This window comes from Cohnella faecalis, from assembly GCF_003570905.1.
Lineage (GTDB): Bacteria > Bacillota > Bacilli > Paenibacillales > Paenibacillaceae > Cohnella > Cohnella faecalis.
Genome location: NZ_QXJM01000048.1, coordinates 17542 through 37900 on the forward strand (window position 1 = coordinate 17542; position 20359 = coordinate 37900).

At 53.8% G+C, this 20359-nt stretch carries 17 protein-coding genes and 1 pseudogene; 2 read left to right on the forward strand and 16 right to left on the reverse strand.

Annotated features, from left to right (window positions below):
• Positions 1-61: 61 nt before the first annotated feature.
• Positions 62-1204, reverse strand: coding sequence for a peptidylprolyl isomerase (locus D3H35_RS26310; RefSeq protein ID WP_158594289.1), 1143 nt, complete (start codon positions 1202-1204; stop codon positions 62-64).
• Between the two features lie 284 nt (positions 1205-1488).
• On the opposite strand from D3H35_RS26310, the pseudogene D3H35_RS26315 reads away from it, so the two are divergent.
• Positions 1489-4352 (forward strand): annotated as a pseudogene (locus D3H35_RS26315) (2-oxoglutarate dehydrogenase E1 component).
• A 6-nt stretch (positions 4353-4358) separates the two neighbouring features.
• On the forward strand, positions 4359-5606 hold the full coding sequence (gene odhB / locus D3H35_RS26320; RefSeq protein ID WP_119152105.1) for a 2-oxoglutarate dehydrogenase complex dihydrolipoyllysine-residue succinyltransferase: 1248 nt from the start codon (positions 4359-4361) through the stop codon (positions 5604-5606).
• Between the two features lie 978 nt (positions 5607-6584).
• Here the strand turns inward: odhB and D3H35_RS26325 are convergent.
• From D3H35_RS26325 to xseA, 15 genes are all read right to left on the reverse strand, one after another.
• The gene (locus D3H35_RS26325) at positions 6585-6995 is read right to left on the reverse strand and encodes a hypothetical protein (RefSeq protein WP_119152106.1); all 411 of its coding nucleotides are present in this window, start codon (positions 6993-6995) and stop codon (positions 6585-6587) included.
• The gene (locus D3H35_RS26330) at positions 6996-7196 is read right to left on the reverse strand and encodes a hypothetical protein (RefSeq protein ID WP_119152107.1); all 201 of its coding nucleotides are present in this window, start codon (positions 7194-7196) and stop codon (positions 6996-6998) included.
• Between the two features lie 350 nt (positions 7197-7546).
• Positions 7547-8104, reverse strand: coding sequence for a GNAT family N-acetyltransferase (locus tag D3H35_RS26335; RefSeq protein WP_119152228.1), 558 nt, complete (start codon positions 8102-8104; stop codon positions 7547-7549).
• 369 nt (positions 8105-8473) lie between these two features.
• Positions 8474-8734: a hypothetical protein gene (locus D3H35_RS26340; RefSeq protein WP_119152108.1), complete on the reverse strand. Its 261-nt coding sequence runs from the start codon at positions 8732-8734 to the stop codon at positions 8474-8476.
• Positions 8735-8797: 63 nt separating this feature from the next.
• Positions 8798-9415 (reverse strand): hypothetical protein, encoded by a 618-nt coding sequence (locus D3H35_RS26345; RefSeq protein ID WP_119152109.1) that lies wholly within the window; start codon positions 9413-9415, stop codon positions 8798-8800.
• Between the two features lie 115 nt (positions 9416-9530).
• Positions 9531-10349: a sporulation transcription factor Spo0A gene (gene spo0A, locus D3H35_RS26350; RefSeq protein WP_119152110.1), complete on the reverse strand. Its 819-nt coding sequence runs from the start codon at positions 10347-10349 to the stop codon at positions 9531-9533.
• A gap of 227 nt (positions 10350-10576) precedes the next feature.
• The gene (spoIVB, locus tag D3H35_RS26355; RefSeq protein WP_119152229.1) at positions 10577-11890 is read right to left on the reverse strand and encodes a SpoIVB peptidase; all 1314 of its coding nucleotides are present in this window, start codon (positions 11888-11890) and stop codon (positions 10577-10579) included.
• 141 nt (positions 11891-12031) lie between these two features.
• Positions 12032-13720, reverse strand: a complete 1689-nt coding sequence (recN, locus tag D3H35_RS26360; RefSeq protein ID WP_119152111.1) for a DNA repair protein RecN — start codon at positions 13718-13720, stop codon at positions 12032-12034.
• Positions 13721-13761: 41 nt separating this feature from the next.
• The gene (gene ahrC / locus D3H35_RS26365; protein ID WP_119152112.1) at positions 13762-14211 is read right to left on the reverse strand and encodes a transcriptional regulator AhrC/ArgR; all 450 of its coding nucleotides are present in this window, start codon (positions 14209-14211) and stop codon (positions 13762-13764) included.
• The gene (locus D3H35_RS26370) at positions 14208-14681 is read right to left on the reverse strand and encodes a hypothetical protein (RefSeq protein WP_119152113.1); all 474 of its coding nucleotides are present in this window, start codon (positions 14679-14681) and stop codon (positions 14208-14210) included. Before D3H35_RS26370 ends, ahrC begins: the two co-directional genes overlap by 4 nt.
• Before the next feature lie 220 nt (positions 14682-14901).
• Positions 14902-15738: a TlyA family RNA methyltransferase gene (locus tag D3H35_RS26375; RefSeq protein WP_119152114.1), complete on the reverse strand. Its 837-nt coding sequence runs from the start codon at positions 15736-15738 to the stop codon at positions 14902-14904.
• A complete protein-coding gene (gene dxs / locus D3H35_RS26380) occupies positions 15735-17627 on the reverse strand; it encodes a 1-deoxy-D-xylulose-5-phosphate synthase (protein WP_119152115.1) in 1893 nt (630 codons plus the stop codon). The genes D3H35_RS26375 and dxs overlap by 4 nt, the downstream gene beginning before the upstream one ends.
• Positions 17628-17787: 160 nt before the next feature.
• Positions 17788-18699, reverse strand: a complete 912-nt coding sequence (locus D3H35_RS26385; protein WP_119152230.1) for a polyprenyl synthetase family protein — start codon at positions 18697-18699, stop codon at positions 17788-17790.
• A gap of 18 nt (positions 18700-18717) precedes the next feature.
• Positions 18718-19005, reverse strand: a complete 288-nt coding sequence (gene xseB, locus D3H35_RS26390) for an exodeoxyribonuclease VII small subunit (protein WP_119152116.1) — start codon at positions 19003-19005, stop codon at positions 18718-18720.
• Complete coding sequence (xseA, locus tag D3H35_RS26395; RefSeq protein ID WP_119152117.1) at positions 18998-20359, reverse strand: exodeoxyribonuclease VII large subunit; 1362 nt, start codon at positions 20357-20359, stop codon at positions 18998-19000. Before xseA ends, xseB begins: the two co-directional genes overlap by 8 nt.

The following is a 20359-nucleotide window of genomic DNA, read 5'->3' on the forward strand; positions in this document are numbered from 1 at the left end:
CGACATAGACAAACAGAAGCCGCGGGTTAGCCCGCGGCTTCTGAATATATTCGCTTCGAGATTATTGTTTGGCGGATGCCGATGCCGAAGCTGCTGGAGAAGCGGTTGCGGAATCAGGCGATATTTTGTCCAGCAGGTTGTCGTAATGACGCTCTTCCTTCACTTTCGTCAGCCAGTCGCTGATCAGAGCTTGCGAGTTCTGGTCAATGTAACGATTGCGAACTTGCTGCTTCACATCGTCGTAGGCTGGGGAGAACGCTTCGATTTTGTCCGTTACCAAAATAATGTGGAAGCCGTTAGGCGATTCCACGACGCCGCTTATCTCGCCTTTTTTCAGCTTGAAGGCTGCGGTTTCGAACGGCTCGTTCATGACGCCGCGTCCGAACCAGTCGAGATCTCCGCCTTTGGCGGCGGAGCCGGTGTCGGTCGATTTCTCCGAAGCAAGCTTTGCAAAATCCGCGCCTTCCTTCAATTGCTTGAGAATCGCTTCCGCGTCCTCCTTCTTCTCCACGAGAATGTGCGACGCGCGCACTTCCTCTTCCTTGCTGAAGCTCGCTTTGTTTTCTTCGAAGAAACTTTTCAAATCGTCTTCCTTCGGATTGATTTTCGGATCGAAAATTTTGCGAAGCTTAAGCTGCGTTCTCACTTGCTCGCGGATCGTTTCGAGCGTCATCCCTTGCTGGGCGATCGACTGCTCGAACACTTCCTCGCTCGGATAGCTTTTCTTGATTTCGCTGACTTCTGCGTCGATATCGGCGTCCGAAATGACGGCTCCCGCTTTATCCGCTTCCAGATCGAGCAGCTTGAGCGTCATAACGGTGTCCAAATTGGAGATAGCCGCTTCGGAGCCCATCTGCTTGATCATCGCCTCGTAATAATCGGCTTTCGTAATGGTGACTCCGTCCATTTTTCCTACCGTTTCATTCATGCCCGAATCGCCGGTTCCGCGAATAAGCACGAAAGCGAGCGCCGCAACGGCGATTACCGCTACTGCCCATGGAAATACCGTGCCAAGCTTGCTTTGCGGAGCTGCTCCCGGGTTTGGCGCCGTCGCAGCTTCCTCTTCCTCGCTAGTAACAAGAGGCAGCGCATCGCCATCGGACGGCTTGTCCGTCTCGACGGGCTTGTCCGTTTCGACTGCCTCAGGTTCCAGGTTTTTCGGTTCTTCGTTAGGATTTTGTTTGTCTTTATCCCATTCGCTCATTCTCGTTAGTTCCTCCTCGTCAATTTCCATCATTTTTTCGACCTTTTCACTATACCATGTCTGGAACTCAATACCTTAAAACCAGATAAAAGTTACCGAAAACGGGGCACAATAATGGCTCTCGGAGCGTAAAAAAACGACAAACGTCCATTCATCACAAAATTAGATGATTATCATCCCTTTTAATCATTTAATTTGAATGGAAAAATACATTAGAATGGTATTGACCAATGACTGCAAGATCAGAATGCCCTAGAGGGGAATAAAAAGCAGAGGGATGTATGATGCAGGAATCCAACAGACAGTTAGAGGAACAGTGGCGTCAGTATTACGGTCCCAATCTCGGATACGTTCAGGAGCAATACGAACGGTATGTCCGTGATCCTCAAGCCGTAAGCGCGCAATACCGTGAATTGTTCGAAAGCTGGGGAGCGCCGCCTGCTGCGGAAGTCTCCGCAAGCCCGAGCGCCGGAACCGCCGCAATCAGCGCGAGCATGCTTCTCAAGGCGATTGCCGCTGGCAAGCTCGCTTCCAACATCCGGTCCTACGGCCATTTGGCCGCAGATATCGATCCTCTGGAGCTTAGCTCACGAGTAGAAACGAAGATGCTCGAACCGGCCAGCTACGGCTTGACCCGGTCCGATCTGGAAGCATTGCCTCCGGAATGCGTCTGGGAGGATGCCCATCATTACCGTCTAGGCAACGGTTGGGAAGCCATTCAGAAGCTGCGCGAGGTGTATTCGGGCTCGATCGCTTACGAGTTCAGCCACGTGCACAACGACGAGGAACGCAAATGGCTGATTCGCAAAGCCGAGAAGGACATTCCATCCTCCGCGCTGGGAACGGCCGAACGCCATGCTCTGCTGAAGCGGCTCATGGAAGCCGAGCAGTTCGAGGATTTCCTTCAGAAAACTTTTATCGGACAAAAACGCTTTTCCGTGGAAGGAGTCGACGTTCTTGTCGCTCTCGCGGACGAAATCGTTCACGAGCTCGCGAACCACGGAGCGCGCCACGTTCTTATGGGCATGGCTCACCGGGGCCGCTTAAACGTGCTTGCCCACGTGCTCGGCAAACCTTACGAAAACATCTTCTCCGAATTCCATCATTCGCCGAACAAGAACTTGATTCCTTCCGAGGGCTCCATCGGAATCAATTACGGCTGGACCGGAGACGTCAAATATCATCTGGGCGCCAACCGCTCCATCTTCACGGGCGAAACGGCGGAAACCCGCGTGTCGCTAGCTAACAACCCGAGCCATCTCGAATACGTCAACCCGGTTGTCGCCGGCTTTACCCGCGCCGCCCAGGAAGATCGCACGCAGCCCGGATACCCGAGCCAGCAGCTCGATTCCGCAGCCTCCATCGTCATGCACGGCGATGCCGCCTTCCCCGGCGAGGGCATTGTGGCGGAGACGCTTAACTTCAATAATCTGCCCGGCTACTCGAACGGCGGAACGATTCATATCATCGTCAACAATCGGATCGGGTTTACGACGGAAAGCTTCCATTCCCGTTCCACCCATTACGCCAGCGACCTTGCCAAAGGCTTCGAAATTCCGATCGTTCACGTTAACGCGGACGATCCGGAAGCGTGCATCGCCGCCGCTCGCATGGCAAGCGAATACCGCATGTTGTTCAAGAAGGACTTCTTGATCGATCTTATCGGCTACCGCCGTTACGGACATAACGAAACGGACGATCCGGAGACGACCCAACCGCTCATTTATCGCAAAGTAAAAGCGCATCCTTCGGTTTCCAACCTGTACGGCGACAAGCTCGTCGCAGGCGGAGCGATTACGACCGAAGCTGTGGCGGATATGAAACGGGAAGTTCTGGAAAAGCTGAAGGAAGCCTATGCGAAAGTGAAAAACGACGAGCATAAAGCGCCTATTCACCAAGGGAAACCGAAGGTCGAGCTCGCCGAAGCCGCACCGGTTACAACGGTTCCGCTCGATAAGCTTCGCCGCATGAACGCTTCGCTGCTCGAGAGACCGGCAAGCTTCAACGTGTATCCGAAGCTTCAACGGATATTGGAGCGCCGCTCCGACGCACTGAACGACGGCGAGAAGGTCGATTGGGGACATGCCGAGACGCTTGCCTTCGCCAGCATTCTATCCGACGGAGTGCCGATTCGATTGAGCGGTCAGGATGCCGAGCGCGCAACGTTCGCGCACCGTAACCTCGTCCTGCATGACGCAGAGTCGGGCGATACGTATTGCCCGCTTCACTCTCTGCCGGACGCGAAGGCGTCGTTCGCTATCCATAACAGCCCGCTTTCCGAAGCCGGCGTCCTCGGCTTCGAATACGGGTACAACGTATTCGCGCCAGAGACGATGGCCATCTGGGAAGCTCAGTACGGAGATTTCACCAACGTCGCTCAAGTGTTGATCGACCAGTTCATTTCCGCCGGACGCTCCAAATGGTCTCAGCGCTCCGGCTTGATGATGATGCTGCCGCACGGCTACGAAGGTCAAGGTCCCGAGCACTCCAGCGCGCGCATGGAGCGGTTCCTGCAGCTGTCTGCGGAGGAGAACTGGACCGTCGCCTACGTCTCGAGCGCCGCTCAATACTTCCACCTGCTTCGCCGCCAAGCGGCGACCATCGGCACCGAGGAAGCGCGTCCGCTCATTCTGATGGCGCCAAAAAGCTTGATCCGCAATCCGCGCGTAGCGTCTCCCGCTACCGCGCTCAGCGAAGGCTCCTTCCGGAACGTCGTAGAGCACCCGGGACTCGGGAACGTCCGGAACGCGTCGACCGCATCATTCTGTGCACAGGCAAAGTAGCCATCGATCTTGCGGATGCGATCGAGAAGCTGCCGGCCGAAGAACAGCAACGGCTTCATATTTTGCGGGTTGAACAGCTATATCCGTTCCCGCAGCAGGAAATCAAACAAATTCTCGCCCGCTTCCCTAAAGTCAAGGAGCTGGCTTGGGTGCAAGAAGAGCCGAAAAACATGGGAGCTTGGACTTTCATGGAACCGCGGCTACGCAAAATCGCCCCTGCCAAAACGACGCTCGAGTACGTTGGACGCCCTGAGCGGTCAAGTACGGCAAGCGGATATCAACAAGTCCACGCTTACGAGCAGCAGCTTATCGTCACGCAAGCGTTGACGCAAAGCCCGAAATTGGGGCAACCAACTGGGAGGTAACGTCGAATGTCTGAAATTATAGTGCCGGCAATGGGAGAATCGATCACGGAGGGCACGATCTCCAAGTGGCTTGTCAAAGTCGGAGATCAAGTCAACGAAGGCGATCTTCTCCTTGAGCTCGAGACCGATAAAGTCAATATGGAAATTAGCGCCGAGCAAGCGGGCGTCGTGCAGCAAATTCTTAATCAGGAAGGCGATACCGTTCAAATCGGCCAAGTCGTCGGCCTGATCGGCGCCGGAAGCGCCGCAGCCGCCCCTGCAGCCCCTGCGGCGGAAGCTCCGAAAGCGTCGGCTCCTGCCGCTCCTGCAGCCGCACAGCCGGCTGCTATCGCTGCTACGGAAGCCGAGGCTATCCCTTCGGCTTCTCCGGCCGCCAGAAAGCTCGCTCGCGAGAAAGGCATCGACTTGAGCAAGGTCGCTTCCAGCGACCCGCTCGGCCGCGTCTCCCAAGGCGATGTGCTGAACCATGGGACGGCTCCTGCCGCTCCCGCGGCACCGGCTCCGGCGCGTCAGGACAAGCCTGCAGCGGCCGCTCCTCTCGCCATCCCGGGCAAGCCTGCGGAACGCAAGAAGATGTCCCGCCGCCGCCTGACGATCGCCAAGCGTCTGGTCGAAGCGCAGCACAACGCAGCTATGCTGACCACCTTCAACGAAGTGGACATGACAGCGATCCTCGATTTGCGCAAGCGCCGCAAGCAATCGTTCCTGGAGAAGTTCGAAGTGAACCTCGGGTTCATGTCCTTCTTCACCAAAGCGGTCGTAGGCGCGCTGAAAAAATTCCCGCTGCTTAACGCCGAGATCGACGGCGAAGACATTATCGTGAAGCAATATTACGATATCGGCATCGCCGTAGCGGCAAAAGAAGGCTTGGTCGTTCCCGTCGTTCGCGACGCCGACCGCCTCGGCTTCGCCGAGATCGAGCGTACGATCGGCCAACTGGCCGGCAAAGCGCGGAGCAACTCGCTCGAGCTGTCTGAGCTGCAAGGCGGCACATTCACGATCACGAACGGCGGCGTATTCGGCTCGCTGCTGTCGACGCCGATTCTGAACGCTCCGCAAGTCGGCATCCTCGGCATGCACAAAATCCAGCTCCGTCCGATCGCCATCGATCAGGAGCGGATGGAAAACCGTCCGATGATGTACATCGCTCTCTCCTACGACCACCGTATCGTAGACGGCGCGGAAGCGGTGCAGTTCCTCGTCAAGGTGAAGGAATTGCTCGAAGATCCGGAAGCTCTTCTTATCGAAGGCTAATATATGCTTACAGGGGCTGTCTCAAGGTCTATGACCTTGGCGACAGCCCTGTTTTTATGTATGCAATCCGCAGCACTCACTATCTGCAACTCGTAACCCGCTGCTGTATGGCTATTCTTCCACCCTGCCGCTTATCCCCCCATATAACCCGCTGCTGTATGGCTATTCCCCCACTCCGACGCTCTCCCTCCCATGTAACCCGCTGCTGTATGGCTATTCACCTCCCCTGCCGCTTATCCGCCCATGTAACCCGCTGCTGTATGGCTATTACCTACCCTGCCGCTCATCTCGCCCATGTAACCCGCTGCTATACGGCTATTCACCTACCCTGCCGCTCATCCACCCATATAACCCGCTGCTGTACGGCTATTCACCCACTCCGGCGCAATCCCCCCATGTAACCCGCTGCTATACGGCTATTCACCTACCCTGCCGCTCATCCACCCATGTAACCCGCTGCTGTACGGCTATTCACCTACCCTGCCGCTCATCCACCTATGTAACCCGCTGCTGTACGGCTATTCACCCACTCCGGCGCAATCCCCCCATGTAACCCGCTGCTGTATGGCTATTCACCTACCCTGCCGCTCATCCGCCCATGTAACCCGCTGCTGTATGGCTATTCGCTCACCGCAGCACTGGCTTCTGTACGCCGCGCTACTTTCGAACAAAATAAAAACACCGCTAATTTATTGGTTTTATGAACCAATTCAATTTACTATGCTCTGCTATACGCCTCAATTCGTAAAGAGCATCGATGTTAACCTTAAGGAGATATGTTTCTTCATTGGAAAATTGGATAAAATTCAATAGCGGCTGACAAAGTTCAATGAATGTAGGAACCAGCAACGGTTCCAAACCGCCTAAAATTTTACTATAGGTGGCCTCACTCGTCTATTATCAGCACTTGGCGGTTTTCCGTGAAAATGCTCTTTTGATGTTCGTCTATGCATAGCTGAATGTAGCGGTTATGGGTAATCACAACCACATCATGCAGCACGATTTTGTTCGGGGTCTTTTGAAGGACTTAATCGTCTCGGCACATTTATAAACATCTTCATTAAACTGCTTGACTATGAGAAAGCGGAGCCTGTTTCTCGTTCTCATATGCTCGATATGGTCGATGATAATCCTTTCCGTCTCGCTACTCTTGCCTACGCCCGCTTCAAGGTTCACAACGGCAAACTTGTCCGCTCCGGTTTTGGCGTTCAGTATTAGATCGCGTAGTACAGTCTGCCAGCTTGTTTCAGAACTGACAGGACGAACAAGCGGCTCCTTTGAGGTAGGGGGAACTCGTGTTAATCTTTGTAATTCAGCATAAACTTCTTCAAATGTAGCGCCTTTTACAATTACGCTCATACTAGCAATTCCTTTCTCGGCTCGTCTCATTTATTGTTGCTCTGTGCTTTGCCCGAACAGGCTGCTAATGCCTGCTTGCATGTTTGGATTGCTGCTCATATCGGCTTCGATCATGCTTTCAATCAACGCTGACAAGCTTGCGCCTGTCGCCGCCTTTTTGACATTCAAATACTGAATGGCGCGGCGGGTGAGATAGATATACTGCCCTTTCTTTAGCTGGTCTGCATTCATCCGGTTAACCTCCTTTCAAATGTCTTACAGTAGCATAAGCTTCCATTTCTCCCCTGATTGATGCTAGCAAGATAGTAAAATATAATATTAGACGATATGTGAAATATTTCACAATCTAAACTAATATTATAGGGAACGCGATTGCATTCCCTGATTTGATCGTGTGGTAAAGCGGTATGATCGATTATACGCCCGGATGCTGAAATTTGACAAGGATAAACCGAAAAAAATTTTCGCGGCGGGATAAATGAAAAAATCAACAAATCTTATAACCAAATATATCGTTGAATACTTTCGAAGCCATCACAGCCATTTACAGTTTTACTATCGTTCCTCGTTAGCTTAATAAACTAAGCAATAATTTCCCACTCACTTTTTCTAAGCATGTAATTATTATATCTCTCGTTATCAATCTCTTTAGTATTTTGAAAAATAAACCCGCATTTTTGTATTACTCTGTTTGACGGTACGTTGCGCAAAAGAGCAATAGCATTAAGCACCTCGACGTTCGTATTTTCAAATAAATACTTAATTAACCCTTGTGCAGCTTGCGTAGTATAACCCTTTCCTCTATGATCCTTCGAGATTGCAAACATGATCTCACGGTTTGGAGTCGGCAATTCGTCTTTTATTCCAGTACAGCACCAACCGATAAAGTCTCCCGTACCTTTCAACAAAATTCCCAAACGAAGACGGAGTTCACCAATGTCCCCACCTTCCAATACAGCATTTAGAAACTGTTTGTTTTCTGGAATTTCGTAGTTTATAAACCAATCTTCTCTTTGTTCCTTTGATACGTTCCAACCTGGCAAGTATTCATGTATTTCAGGTTGCCATGTTAAAGAATGAAACTTTTCCAAATCATCAAGTATGTACTCCCTTAGGTAAACATCCCTACAGTCAATCATAAAGAAATTATCTTCGAAAGCATAATTTGCACTCAATATCTTCACCTTCGGTTCAATTGGTATGAGTTTCCGACAGTATCATAACATATCCCGATACCCTCATAACTTGGTAAAGATTAATTATTGCTGAATTATCCAACCCGTTAGTTTAGTCCCCAAACGGGTCTATACAATAACATCTTTACCCTAATTTGTTGACAGGATAGCATTCGCTCATTGACCAAATGGCTCAATGGGACAGAAATATTCAGATTATGCCGCCTTTCCTTTGAACTTGGTGCGCATATTTGGGAAATAGCTCATTTAAGTATCGAAGTTAAAAAGCACCATTCGGCACCCGCCATGAGAAAAAAATCTTAATAATAGACCCTACAAGCCCGTGCTAATAAAAGAGCCGTCCGTCGAAAAGGCAGCCTGCGATAGCTCGACTAGAACGTCTTCCTGCACGCGCTGTAAAGCATTTAGAAGGTCTTCCATCATAAAGAAGTCGTATTCATGCCCCCGAACGACAAGCTCCTGTATGACCATATCTATAATGGCTTCGCATGATCGTGCTTGAATCGTCAGCTTGTCGAACTTGCTGACTACGCGCTCGTAATCGGACGCGATAGAAGAAAAATCATTCTGCATTTGCAACACCTTCTCGCGCCGCATACTGGCTTATCAGGGCTTCTCTGTCCGCTCGTAAGGCTTCTATTTCCCTTTGTATGACCTTGCGACGCTCGGGCAGTGTATTTCTCTACTGTACTCTAAAGCAAGCCGTACATGCCTTCTAGCGTTTTCCAGAAGCCGCCGCGCTACATTCCAATAGAAAATCCGGGGAATGGGAATCACGTAAATCCGATAACCGTGAAACGTTTCCCGTTCAAACTGATTTATGCCCCTCTTGATTTCCTCGGGTGTCAGTGTCTTCTTGACTTTTCGTTCGACTTTCGGGTTTTCGATGTTCTCAACCGGATTCTTAGGAATCTCCCGCTCCACCTGATACAAAAAGTTGAAAAATACTTTGATGTTCCTGATGTAATTCGCTATCGTAGTCATGCTGACTTCTTTCTTGAAGTCATTCCTGCTTTCAAGGTGATTTTTGCCCTTTGATTCTTCTTTGTTTACAACCGTGTATTTACCACGTTCGCGAAGATATTTGATGTATTGCCTGATATGCCCCGATATGTCTTCCGGCTCAAGTTCTTGGACGAGCAGTACAGCATGAAGCTGTCCAATTGAAATTCCAACCCTGTCATAATAAAAACACCGCTCCTTTATTGGTTTTTGTGGAAACCAATAAATAAGCGATGTTCGTTGAATTATCATCCAGAAGTTTATCGGTATAGAAACGTCCTTTTCGGATATTTACCGCCATAATTACTGGCTGTAAATCGATTCCAAAATCCGATAAACCTTATCCCATCACTACTTCGCCCCGTTTCTAGCTGACTTTGTGCTCGATCCTTAATTTGTCGGCGACCATGGCGATGAATTCCGAGTTCGTAGGCTTGCTCTTAGCGATGTTGATCGTATAGCCGAACAGGTGGCTGATGCTGTCGATGTTGCCGCGCGTCCATGCGACTTCGATGGCGTGACGGATAGCGCGCTCGACGCGGGATGGCGTCGTTTTGAATTTTTCGGCGATAGCCGGGTAAAGTGTCTTTGTGATCGCTCCGAGAATTTCGATGTTGTTGTACACCATCGTAATCGCTTCGCGTAAATACTGATACCCTTTAATATGGGCGGGAACGCCGATTTCATGAATGATGCTCGTTATGTTCGCGTCGAGATTTTTCGGCTTGCCGAGCGGCACGATATTCGAACGCAAGCCGCTTACGGAATTTACCGAGGAAGAAGACGAAATGGATGCAGCCGCATTATTGCCGGCCAACTGACGGATTCGATTAGCCAGAACGTCCATGTCGAACGGCTTCAATATGTAGTAAGAGGCACCGAGCTGCACCGCTCTTTGGGTAATGTTCTCTTGGCCGAAAGCCGTCAGCATAATAATTTTGGGCATAGGGGACAAATTCATATCCCGAAGTTTCTCGAGTACGCCAAGACCGTCCAGGTGCGGCATAATAATGTCGAGGATCATGACATCCGGCACTCGCCGCGTTTCTTCCAGTTGACGAATGACCTCTTCTCCGTTGTAGGCTACTCCAATGACCGTCATGTCATCCTGTTCTTGGATATACTCGGATAGCAAGTTGGTGAATTCACGATTGTCGTCTGCAAGAAATACTTCGATCCGTGGCAATGTCTGGTGCCTCCCTCTATTCGTATAAGATGATGTTCGAGTAACGCTCACGTTTCTCTTGAGTTTACCGATTCGACATTTCAAATTTAATTCCTTCTTCAATAAATTTTATTTCTTTATTTTTTTTATCCAATGGCATATAATTAATAATTTAACGTCATAACATGAGTTTTTTCGTTTTCATTCGACAAACGTTCGGAATTAGACCAACAGAAAAATCTAAGGCGTCAAACAGCCTTAGATGTCTCCTGTTCCGGACTAAGCATAATATCGGCGTCCTGCAGCATCCACTCGATATAACACCCGTAACCCGAAGTCGGATCGTTCACGAACACGTGAGTGACCGCTCCAACCAATTTTCCGTTTTGCAAAATCGGACTTCCGCTCATTCCTTGCACGATTCCCCCGGTTTGCTCCAGAAGCTTCGGATCGGTCACCCGAATAACCATGCCTTTCGTTGCCGGCTTAGCCTGCTTGCTTACGTGAACGATTTCAATGGCGAACCTTTCCACCGTCTGACCGCCTACGACCGTCAATATTTCCGCAGGCCCTTCCTTCACTTCCTCCGCGAATGCGACAGGCATCGGTTCCGCATGATACGCATGTCCGGGCATTTCGCTCATTTTACCGAAAATGCCGAAAGGAGTATTGCGTTCGACGTTGCCTAACGTACGGCCTTCCTTTACGAAAATGGCTCTTTTTTCTCCCGGCTCCCCATTTTGGCTTTTCGAAATGGACGTCACCTTCGATTGCAAAATTTCCCCGCTGCCGACCACAATAGGCGTCTGGGTGTCCATATCCGTGATGACGTGCCCTAGAGCGCCGTATACGCCTTGATCAGGAGCGTAGAACGTCAATGTGCCTACGCCGGCCGCCGAGTCGCGAATGTACAGTCCGAGACGCCACGCCTTGTCTTCCTGGTCGTAAGCAGGCTTGAGTGTCGTGTGGAACTTTTCCTTGCCCCGTTGGACGAGAAGAGCAAGCGACTTGCCGCTTTGTCCCGCTTCGCTGGCGATGCCGGCAACTTTGGATACGTCGTTCAACGGCTTGCCGTTAATCTCTACGATAAGATCCCCAAGTTTGAGCCTGGCTTCCTCTCCGGGCGAAATTTTCGTATTCGGCGCCGTCTCCACGAGGTGATGTCCTACAACCATAATGCCCGCGGATTTCACTTTGACTCCGATCGTCTGACCGCCCGGAATAACGCGCAAATCCGGAACGACTTGAAGCTTCACCGTTTTGAATGGGATTTTGCCGAACAGCTTCAGCTTCAATTCCGATACGCCGCTGCGTTTCGGTTGAATGGATAAAGGCTTGTTAAGGTTTATGGGAAACGTTCCCATGCTGCTGCCGTTAACGGTCGCTACGTCCGAATTCAAGCTTCCCTCCGCATGAACCGGCATGGCGTAGTCCAAATGAACGGCTTGTCCTTGAAACATGCGAAGGGTGCTCGGAAACGATGCGAAATGGCGTATCGGGGCGGAACTGACGATAACGGCGAGGATAAGTACGGCAACCAAACCGATAAGGCGGCGTTTCATGGGCTTCTGGTACAAGGTCTCACGCTCCCTTACAGTCTTGACCGACGGCAAATGCAACCGTCGATGGCGTACTTATAAGGTAACCGCGACCCCCATCTTTTATGTTGCCGAAAAGCTTCCTAGACAAGTCGTTATTCCGCGTCAGGATGCGTTTTTTCGTTCCTTGGCGAGCGTCAGCATTTCTTGTGCGTGATGCCTTGTTTTTTCCGTTACTTCCACTCCTCCGAGCATTCGGGCAAGCTCCTCGACCCGATCTTCGGCGGGCAGCTCGTTCACGGAAGTAACCGTGCGGCCTTCTTCGGTAACGTCTTTGCGAATTTCGAATTGATGATCGGCCATGCATGCGACTTGCGGCAAATGGGTAATGGCAAAAACTTGGCAATGACGGGACAACAGCGACAGCTTGTCCGCAATAGCTTGAGCCGCCCGGCCGCTGACACCGGTATCCACTTCGTCGAACACAAGCACCGGAATGCGGTCGATTCGCGCAAATATCGCTTTGAGAGCAAGCATGACCCTCGACATTTCCCCGCCGGAAGCGATTTTTCCCAACGGTTTCGGCGGTTCGCCCGGGTTGGTGGACAGCAAAAACTCAGCGTTGTCGCTTCCGGTGGACGTAAGAACGCCCTCAACGAGCTTTACCTCGAATACGGAACGTCCCATCTGCAAATCCGCAAGCTCCTGCTCGATCTGCTTGGCAAGAGTCCGGGAAGCTTCTCTTCGGATCGCAGACAGCTTTTCGGCCTGCATGACGAGCTCCTGCTCCAGTGCATGCTCTTCCTCGGCAAGCACGCGCACCCTGTCGTCCCGGTTCTCAAGCCGATCGGCTTCTTCCCGAATTTTTCGCTCGTATGCCAAAATGTCCTCGACCGTCTCGCCATATTTGCGCTTTAGCCCGTACAGCAAGTCCAACCGTTCCTCGATCCGGCTAAGCCGCTGCGGATTGAATTCAATCGTATCGCGGTAATCGCGCAGCTGATAAGCCGTATCCTCTACGCCGTAATAAGCCGATTGCAGCTGCTCGACGAGAGGCGCCAGCTTCGCGGGATCGACCTTCACGATATCCTGAAGGCGGTTAAGCGCCCGGGACAGCGCCGCAAGCCCTTTGGAGCCGTAGAGCAGGTCGTACGACTCCGAGACGGCGTCCGACAGCTTCTCCGCGTGCGTCAGCTTTCGTCTCTCCTCGGCCAGCGATTCGTCTTCTCCGATTTTCAGCTTGGCGCCTTCGATCTCTTCAAGCTGGAACCGGTATAAATCGAGCATTTGCATCCCTTGCCTCGATTTGTCCTCCAGCTCGCGGCGCTCCCTGCTTACTTCCTGATAGCGCCGGAATTTTTCTTTGTAGGCCGCTTTATGCGGAATAATCGCTTCTCCGGAAAACTGATCCAGCCATTCCAGATGGCGGTCGGTTCTGAGCAGCGATTGATGCTCATGCTGTCCATGAATATTGACCAGATGCTCTCCGACTTCCCGAAGCATCGACAACGTTACGTTTTGCCCGTTAATGCGCGCCGAAGACTTGCCTTGCGAAATCAGCTCGCGCCTGACAAGCAAAGACTCTTCGGAATCGGCTTCGATGCCGAGCCGCTCCAGCACTTCCCAGACGGGATGGCCGGCAGACAAATCGAACACCGCCTCGATATCGGCTTTGGCTTCGCCATGGCGTATCATATCCGCCGAGCCTCGCCCTCCGGCGGCAAGCGCCAGAGCATCGATCACAATCGACTTCCCCGTGCCGGTCTCCCCCGTCAATACATGAAACCCGCGATGGAACGAGACGGACACGTTCTCGATGACAGCCAAATTGCGTATGGACAATTCCCGAAGCATAAAGAGCCTCCTTATACTGAAGACGGTATGGTATGCCAAGCTTACTTAAGCATATCGTGAATGCGCCCAACCACTTGCTGACCCTGCTCTTTGGTTCGGGAGACGAGCAGCGTCGTATCGTCGCCGCCGATTGTGCCGACCACTTCGGGCCAATCCATTCCGTCGATTAGAGCCGAAATAGTGCCTGCGGTGCCGGGCAAGCATTTGAGCACGACGAGATTTTCGGCTGCCTCTGCGCTGACGAAATGATCGTGAAGAGCCCGCTTCAGCTTGCTGGCGGGATTGAAGCGCTGATCCTGCGGCAACGAGTATTTGTATCGGCCGTCTTCGAGCGGCACTTTGATCAATTGAAGCTCCTTGATATCACGCGATACGGTAGCCTGGGTAACATCGAAGCCGCCTACTCCGAGCTCTTCCACCAATTCCTCTTGCGTCTCGATTTCCTTGGAGCCGATCAATTCCCTTATTTTCCGTTGTCGTTGACCCTTCATGTCTCGCCATCCTCTACCTGAAATCGAACTTTACGGACTTGCCGTTCATTCGGATTCGCTACGACGATTCCGTCGCAATCCGGGAACAATAGCTGGTACACGAGCAGCCGTTCGCGCAGCCCGCTGGCCGTCCAATCGGTAGGCTGCCGGGCTCGTTCGAGCTTGACCAAATAATATTTGTCTTCCTTGGATGCCAAATAATCAAAATATAGCCGGGTCGGCTGAGGCGGGCCGTCATCCAGCACGACCCCCAGCGGAATTCGGTGCTTGCCGGAAAGCACCTCATAGCCGTGCTCCTCCAGCAGCGCGACCGCGTCGTTATCCTCGACTTCGATTCCCCCCGCTCTGGCGAGCCCTCGCAGCTTCGCCCCCGGCGGATCGTGCAGCCATCTTCTTAAGCGCCACAACACCCATCCGATCATGAACCCCGCCGCGACGAGCATAAGCAGCCAATCTCCGAAACGCTCCACCCAGGTAACCTCCTCGAAGCTGCCGTCGGTTGCCTGTTCCGGATGCTCTGTCGTTTGCCGCAGCCTACATAACCTTCGCGTTGCGGAATCGAAATTCCTCTTTTGTTTTCGGACGCAAAAAAGAGCTGCCCGCGAATACCGGAACTCATCTCCGGCCGTTCTTCGGCAGCTCCGGACCATTCCGGTATTGAGTATGAATCACATAGGGTACGTAAGCGAATTATCGAAAAGCGCCGGCGGACTGCCCGACAACGTCTCGAATGAGCTGGGCATGCGAGACGGGAGGCCGCGCATCCCCGTCTGTCCTCGCAGGAGGGAATTCCCAGTATGCCAAAAACTCGATGTTCCCCTCGCCGCCCGTAATGGGGGAATACGTCAGCCCGAGAAGCTCAAATCCTAGTCCCTCGGCCGCATCGAGCACTTCCCGCAGCACCGATGCGTGTACGGACGAATCGCGTACAACGCCTGACTTGCCGACCTGCTCGCGGCCCGCTTCGAACTGCGGCTTGATCAGCGCGACCACGCGTCCGTTCGGCTCAAGCAGACCGGTCAATGCCGGCAAAATAAGCTTGAGCGAAATAAAGGAAACGTCAATGGAGGCAAATCCCGGACGAGGACCCGGCAGCTGCTCCGGCGTCATATGGCGGAAATTCGTCCGCTCCATGACCAGAACCCGCTCGTCTTGCCGCAGCGACCAATCCAATTGGTTGTAGCCGACGTCGATCGCGTAGACGAACGAGGCCCCGTTCTGCAGCGCGCAATCGGTGAAGCCTCCTGTGGAAGCCCCGATATCAAGCATAATCGCTCCGTCCAGCTCGATGCCGAACGATTTGATCGCTTTTTCGAGCTTCAGTCCGCCCCTGCTGACGTATGGGTGCGGAGCGCCCTTCACTGTGATGGCCGAGTCTCTGGGCACCTTCGTCCCCGCTTTGTCGACGCGTTCGGTTCCTACGAAGACGAGGCCCGCCATAATCGTCGCCTTCGCCTTTTCCCGGCTTTCAAAATATCCTTGCTCAACGAGCAGCACATCGAGCCTCTCTTTAGCTGCTGCCGTCATGTGGCGTGCTGCCGCTTGCGAACGACCGTCTCCCGAATTTGTTGGGCGACGGCATCCGGCGTAAGCCCCGCTTCTGCGCGCTGCTCCTTCACGGACGCATGCTCCACAAAATGATCCGGCACGCCGGCCAGACGGACGGTCATCCCGAAAATGCCGTTAAGCGCGTAATACTCCAGGATCGAGCTGCCGAGACCGCCGAGCGTCGAGCCCTCCTCCAGAACGAGAAGCGGAAGCCGCTCTTTGGCAAGGGAAGACAGCATCGCTTCGTCGAGAGGCTTAATGAACCGGGCGTTAATAACGCGAACGTTCAAGCCTTCCCTCTTAAGCAGCTCCGCCGCTTCTTCCGCTGCCTGAACCATCGGGCCGATGGCGATAATGGCCGCGTAGTCCCCTTCTCGAACCGTCTCCCACGTGCCGAGCGGAATCGGCGTCGGCTCGGCATCGAAGGCGACGCCCGTTCCTTGAACTCTGGGGTAGCGGATCGCGATCGGACCGTCGTTGTAATCGACAGCCGTCTTCATCATGTTGCGCAGCTCGTTCTCATCCTTAGGCATCATAAGAACGATGTTCGGGATATGGCGCAAAAATGCGATATCGTAGACGCCGTGATGAGTCTCCCCGTCGGCTCCTACGAAGCCTGCGCGGTCGATGGCGAAAATGACGTTCAAATTTTGCCGGCAAATATCGTGGACGACTTGATCGTAGGCCCGCTGCAAGAAAGTGGAATAGACGGCGAATACCGGCTTCATCCCTTCCATCGCAAGGGCGGACGACATCGTCGCCGCATGCTGCTCGGCGATGCCGACGTCGAACATTCGGTTGGGAAACCGTTCCGCGAACGGCAGCAAGCCGGAGCCTCCCGGCATCGCAGGAGTAACCGCCACGATTCGCTCGTCCTTTTCCGCCAGCTCGATCAGAACGTTGCCGAACACTTCCGTATACATCGGCGGTCCGACCGGCTTCAGCATTTGCCCCGATTCGATCTTGTAGGGGCCGCCTCCATGCCATTTGTGGGAATCCGCTTCCGCGGGAGAATAGCCTTTCCCCTTCGTCGTCAAAACGTGTACGAGCACGGGGCCCTGCACGCTTTCGGCATGCTTGAGCGTTTCCAGCAGCTTGTTCACGTCGTGGCCGTCCACAGGACCGATATAGTGGAGACCGAACTCCTCGAACAGCATGCCGTCCGGAGTGATCATATATTTCAAGCTGTCCTTCACGCGCTCGGCCGTCTTCGCCAGCTTGCCGCCTATGGCGGGAACTTTGCGCAGCAGCCAGTCGAGCTCGTCCTTGGCTTTGCGGTACGTTTTGTCGGAACGAACCTTGCCCAAGTAGTTGTGCAGAGCGCCCACGTTCGGAGCGATCGACATTTCATTGTCGTTCAGTATGACGGTCAGCTTGCTCTTCTCGTGGCCGATGTGGTTGAGCGCTTCCAGCGCCATGCCGCCGGTCAACGCGCCGTCGCCGATAATGGCAATGACGCGATTCGAGCCGCCCTTCAAATCACGAGCGATAGCCATCCCCATCGCGGCGGACAACGAAGTGCTGCTATGGCCCGCTTCCCAGACGTCATGCTCGCTCTCGTTGCGTTTCACGAAGCCGCATAACCCGTCTTTTTGGCGCAGCGTATCGAACCGGCCTTTGCGGCCTGTCAATATTTTATGAACGTAAGCTTGGTGGCCAACGTCGAATATGAGCTTGTCGGAAGGGCTGTCGTAAAAATAATGCAAGGCAAGCGTCAGCTCGACAACGCCAAGGTTCGGCGCGAGATGACCGCCGGTTGCGGACAGCTTCTGGATTAGAAAATGCCGGATTTCTTCGGCGAGCTGCGGCAAATCGCTCGTCGCCAGCCGTTTCAGATCAGCCGGGCTGTCGATTCTTTCAAGCAACAAAGGTTGTTCCCCGCTTTCTGGAGAGGCGCCTATAGCGTAGTTTCTTTACAGTAGTATAACACATTCGAAAATTGTTGCCCAACGGAACAACGTCGTAAGGTATCTCAAAAGAAGAAAAAGCCCATTGAGCTGTCTCAACGGGCTTCAAGCGGGTATCGCATTAATGATCGCGCGCCATGATGTAGTCCGCAATTTCCATAAGTCTGTTCGGATCGGCAAGCTTTGCACCCGCGAGTGCGTCCTTCGCTTCTCCGGTCAGCCTGGCAACGCGGGAACGGCTTTCGTCCAATCCGAGCAAATAGGGATAGGTCACCTTTTCCTGCCGTTCGTCGCTCTTGACCGGCTTGCCGAGCTTCGTCTCGTCTCCGATCAGGTCGAGAATGTCGTCCTGAATTTGGAAAGCGAGCCCGACGTTCCGTCCGAACAGCCCAAGAGCTTCCAGCTGCCTCTCCGAAGCTTCGGCGGCATGCCCTCCCGCTCGAAGCGAGAACGCGATGAGGTCGGCCGTCTTGTGCAAATGGATGTTCTCCAGTTGTTCGAGCGAAGTGATGCCTTGCTCGCCAAGCATGTCGTCGGCTTGGCCGCCGACCATGCCGGAAACGCCGGCAAAGCGGGACAATTCGCGAACGACGGCAAGCGCCCGTTCGGCGGGAACGCCCAGCTCCGCCGCTTCGGCCGCTTTATGGAAAGCGTGCGTAAGCAAGCCGTCTCCCGCAAGAATGGCCATGGCCTCGCCATATACTTTATGGTTGGTCGGCCTGCCTCGGCGAAAATCGTCGTTGTCCATCGCCGGCAAATCGTCATGAATGAGCGAATATGTATGGATCATCTCGACGGCAACGGCGAAAGACAACGCGCGGGCCGAGGCCGCTTCCCCCCCTACGCTGTCGGCGGCGGCAAGCACGAAGATCGGCCGCAGCCTTTTGCCTCCGGCCAGCAGAGAATAATCCGCGGCCTCCCGAAGAGGCTGCGGGATGCGCCAATCCGATGGAAGAGCGTCTGCCAGCGCCTTCTCGACGATATCTTTTTGCCTTTTCAAATAGGCTTGCAAGTCCAATGATGAAGTCGTCACGCTGCCCACTGCTCCCCTTTATTCGCCGGCCGCGTCTTCTCGCGACGGAGTGAACGGCTTGCGCGAGACGCCCGCTTCGTCTTCGACGAGCATCTCGATCCGGCGTTCCACCTGCTCCAGCTTGTTGCCGCATAGCTTGGACAACGCCATTCCTTCCTGGAACAGCTCGATTGCCGTCTCCAGAGGGACGTCGCCGCTTTCGAGCTTGGCGACGATCGTCTCCAGCCGCTCCATTGCCTGCTCGAAGCTGACGCTTGCGGCTTCTTCCGCGGATGACTCGCGGCTATCTTCGTTGCGTTTACCCATTCGGCTTTTCCTCCCCTTGAATGCCCCATACTTGGCAGTCCAATCGCCCGTCGGCGAGACGGACTCGGATCAGATCGCCGGGCTGAACTTCACCGATCGAACGAATAAGTTCTTTTTCCTGCTCGTTATAGACAAGGCTGTAGCCCCGGCCCATAACTTTAAGCGGACTTAGCGCGTCAAGCTGCCGAACGAGCGAGCCAAAGCTGCTTTGCGATTGCTTGATCGCGACGCCCATCGATTGCCTGAGCGCGCGCTCCGCCGAGACCGCTCTCTTGCGTGCGAAAGCGGCTTGCTCCATCGGGCTGGAAGCGGCGAGACGGCCTTCGAGGCGGGCCAATCTTTCCTTCGCCCTCCCGGCTTGCGCTTGCGAACGAAACACGAGGCGATCCCGAAGGCGGTCAAGACGCTCCGATTGGGCGAGCAGCGTCCTTCTCGGCTGCGTAAAATAAGGGGATCGCGCCGCATGGCGCCATCGTTCGCGGGATTTGCCGACGAGCAAATGCAAGGATTTGACCATGCGCTGCCGCATATGCACAATGCCTTGCTTCAGCTCGGCTATGTGCGGAACGGCCAGCTCCGCCGCCGCTGTCGGCGTAGCCGCTCGAAGGTCGGAGACGAAATCGGCTATGGTGAAATCCGTCTCGTGACCGACGGCCGATATGACGGGAATCGTCGAACCGCGTATCGCCCGCGCTACGGCTTCTTCGTTGAACGCCCACAGCTCTTCGAGAGATCCTCCTCCGCGTCCGACGATAAGCACGTCCGCTTCGGCTAGCCGGTTCATCGTCTCGATGGCCCGTACGATCGAAGGAGCGGCCCCCGTTCCTTGCACCGATACCGGATAAAGAATGACCGGCACGGATGGCTGACGGCGACCGAGCGTAATGAGAATATCGCGTACGGCGGCGCCGGTCGGCGATGTGATGACGCCGATCGCCCGAGGGAAGCGAGGAATGGGGCGCTTGGCCTCTTCAGCGAAAAGCCCTTCCCCCTCCAGCTTTTTTTTCAGCTGCTCGAATGCGAGAAACAAGCTTCCGATGCCGTCCGGCTGCATCGCCGTTACGTAAAATTGGTAGGCTCCGTCTCTCTCGTAGACGGAGACGCCTCCACGCGCCAGAACCTTCATTCCATCCTTGGGAGCGAACGGAAGGCGCTGATTATAGGAGGCGAACATAATGCTTTTGAGTCGACCGCTTTCGTCCTTGAGCGTGAAGTACATATGACCGCTCGAATGGCGGGTAAAGTTGGAAATTTCGCCGCGAAGCCAAATGTCCTGCAGCTTCGGGTCGCCCTCCAGCTTCATCTTGATGTAGCGGTTGACGTCCCGGATGCTAAGCACTCGGGTCTGGTCCAT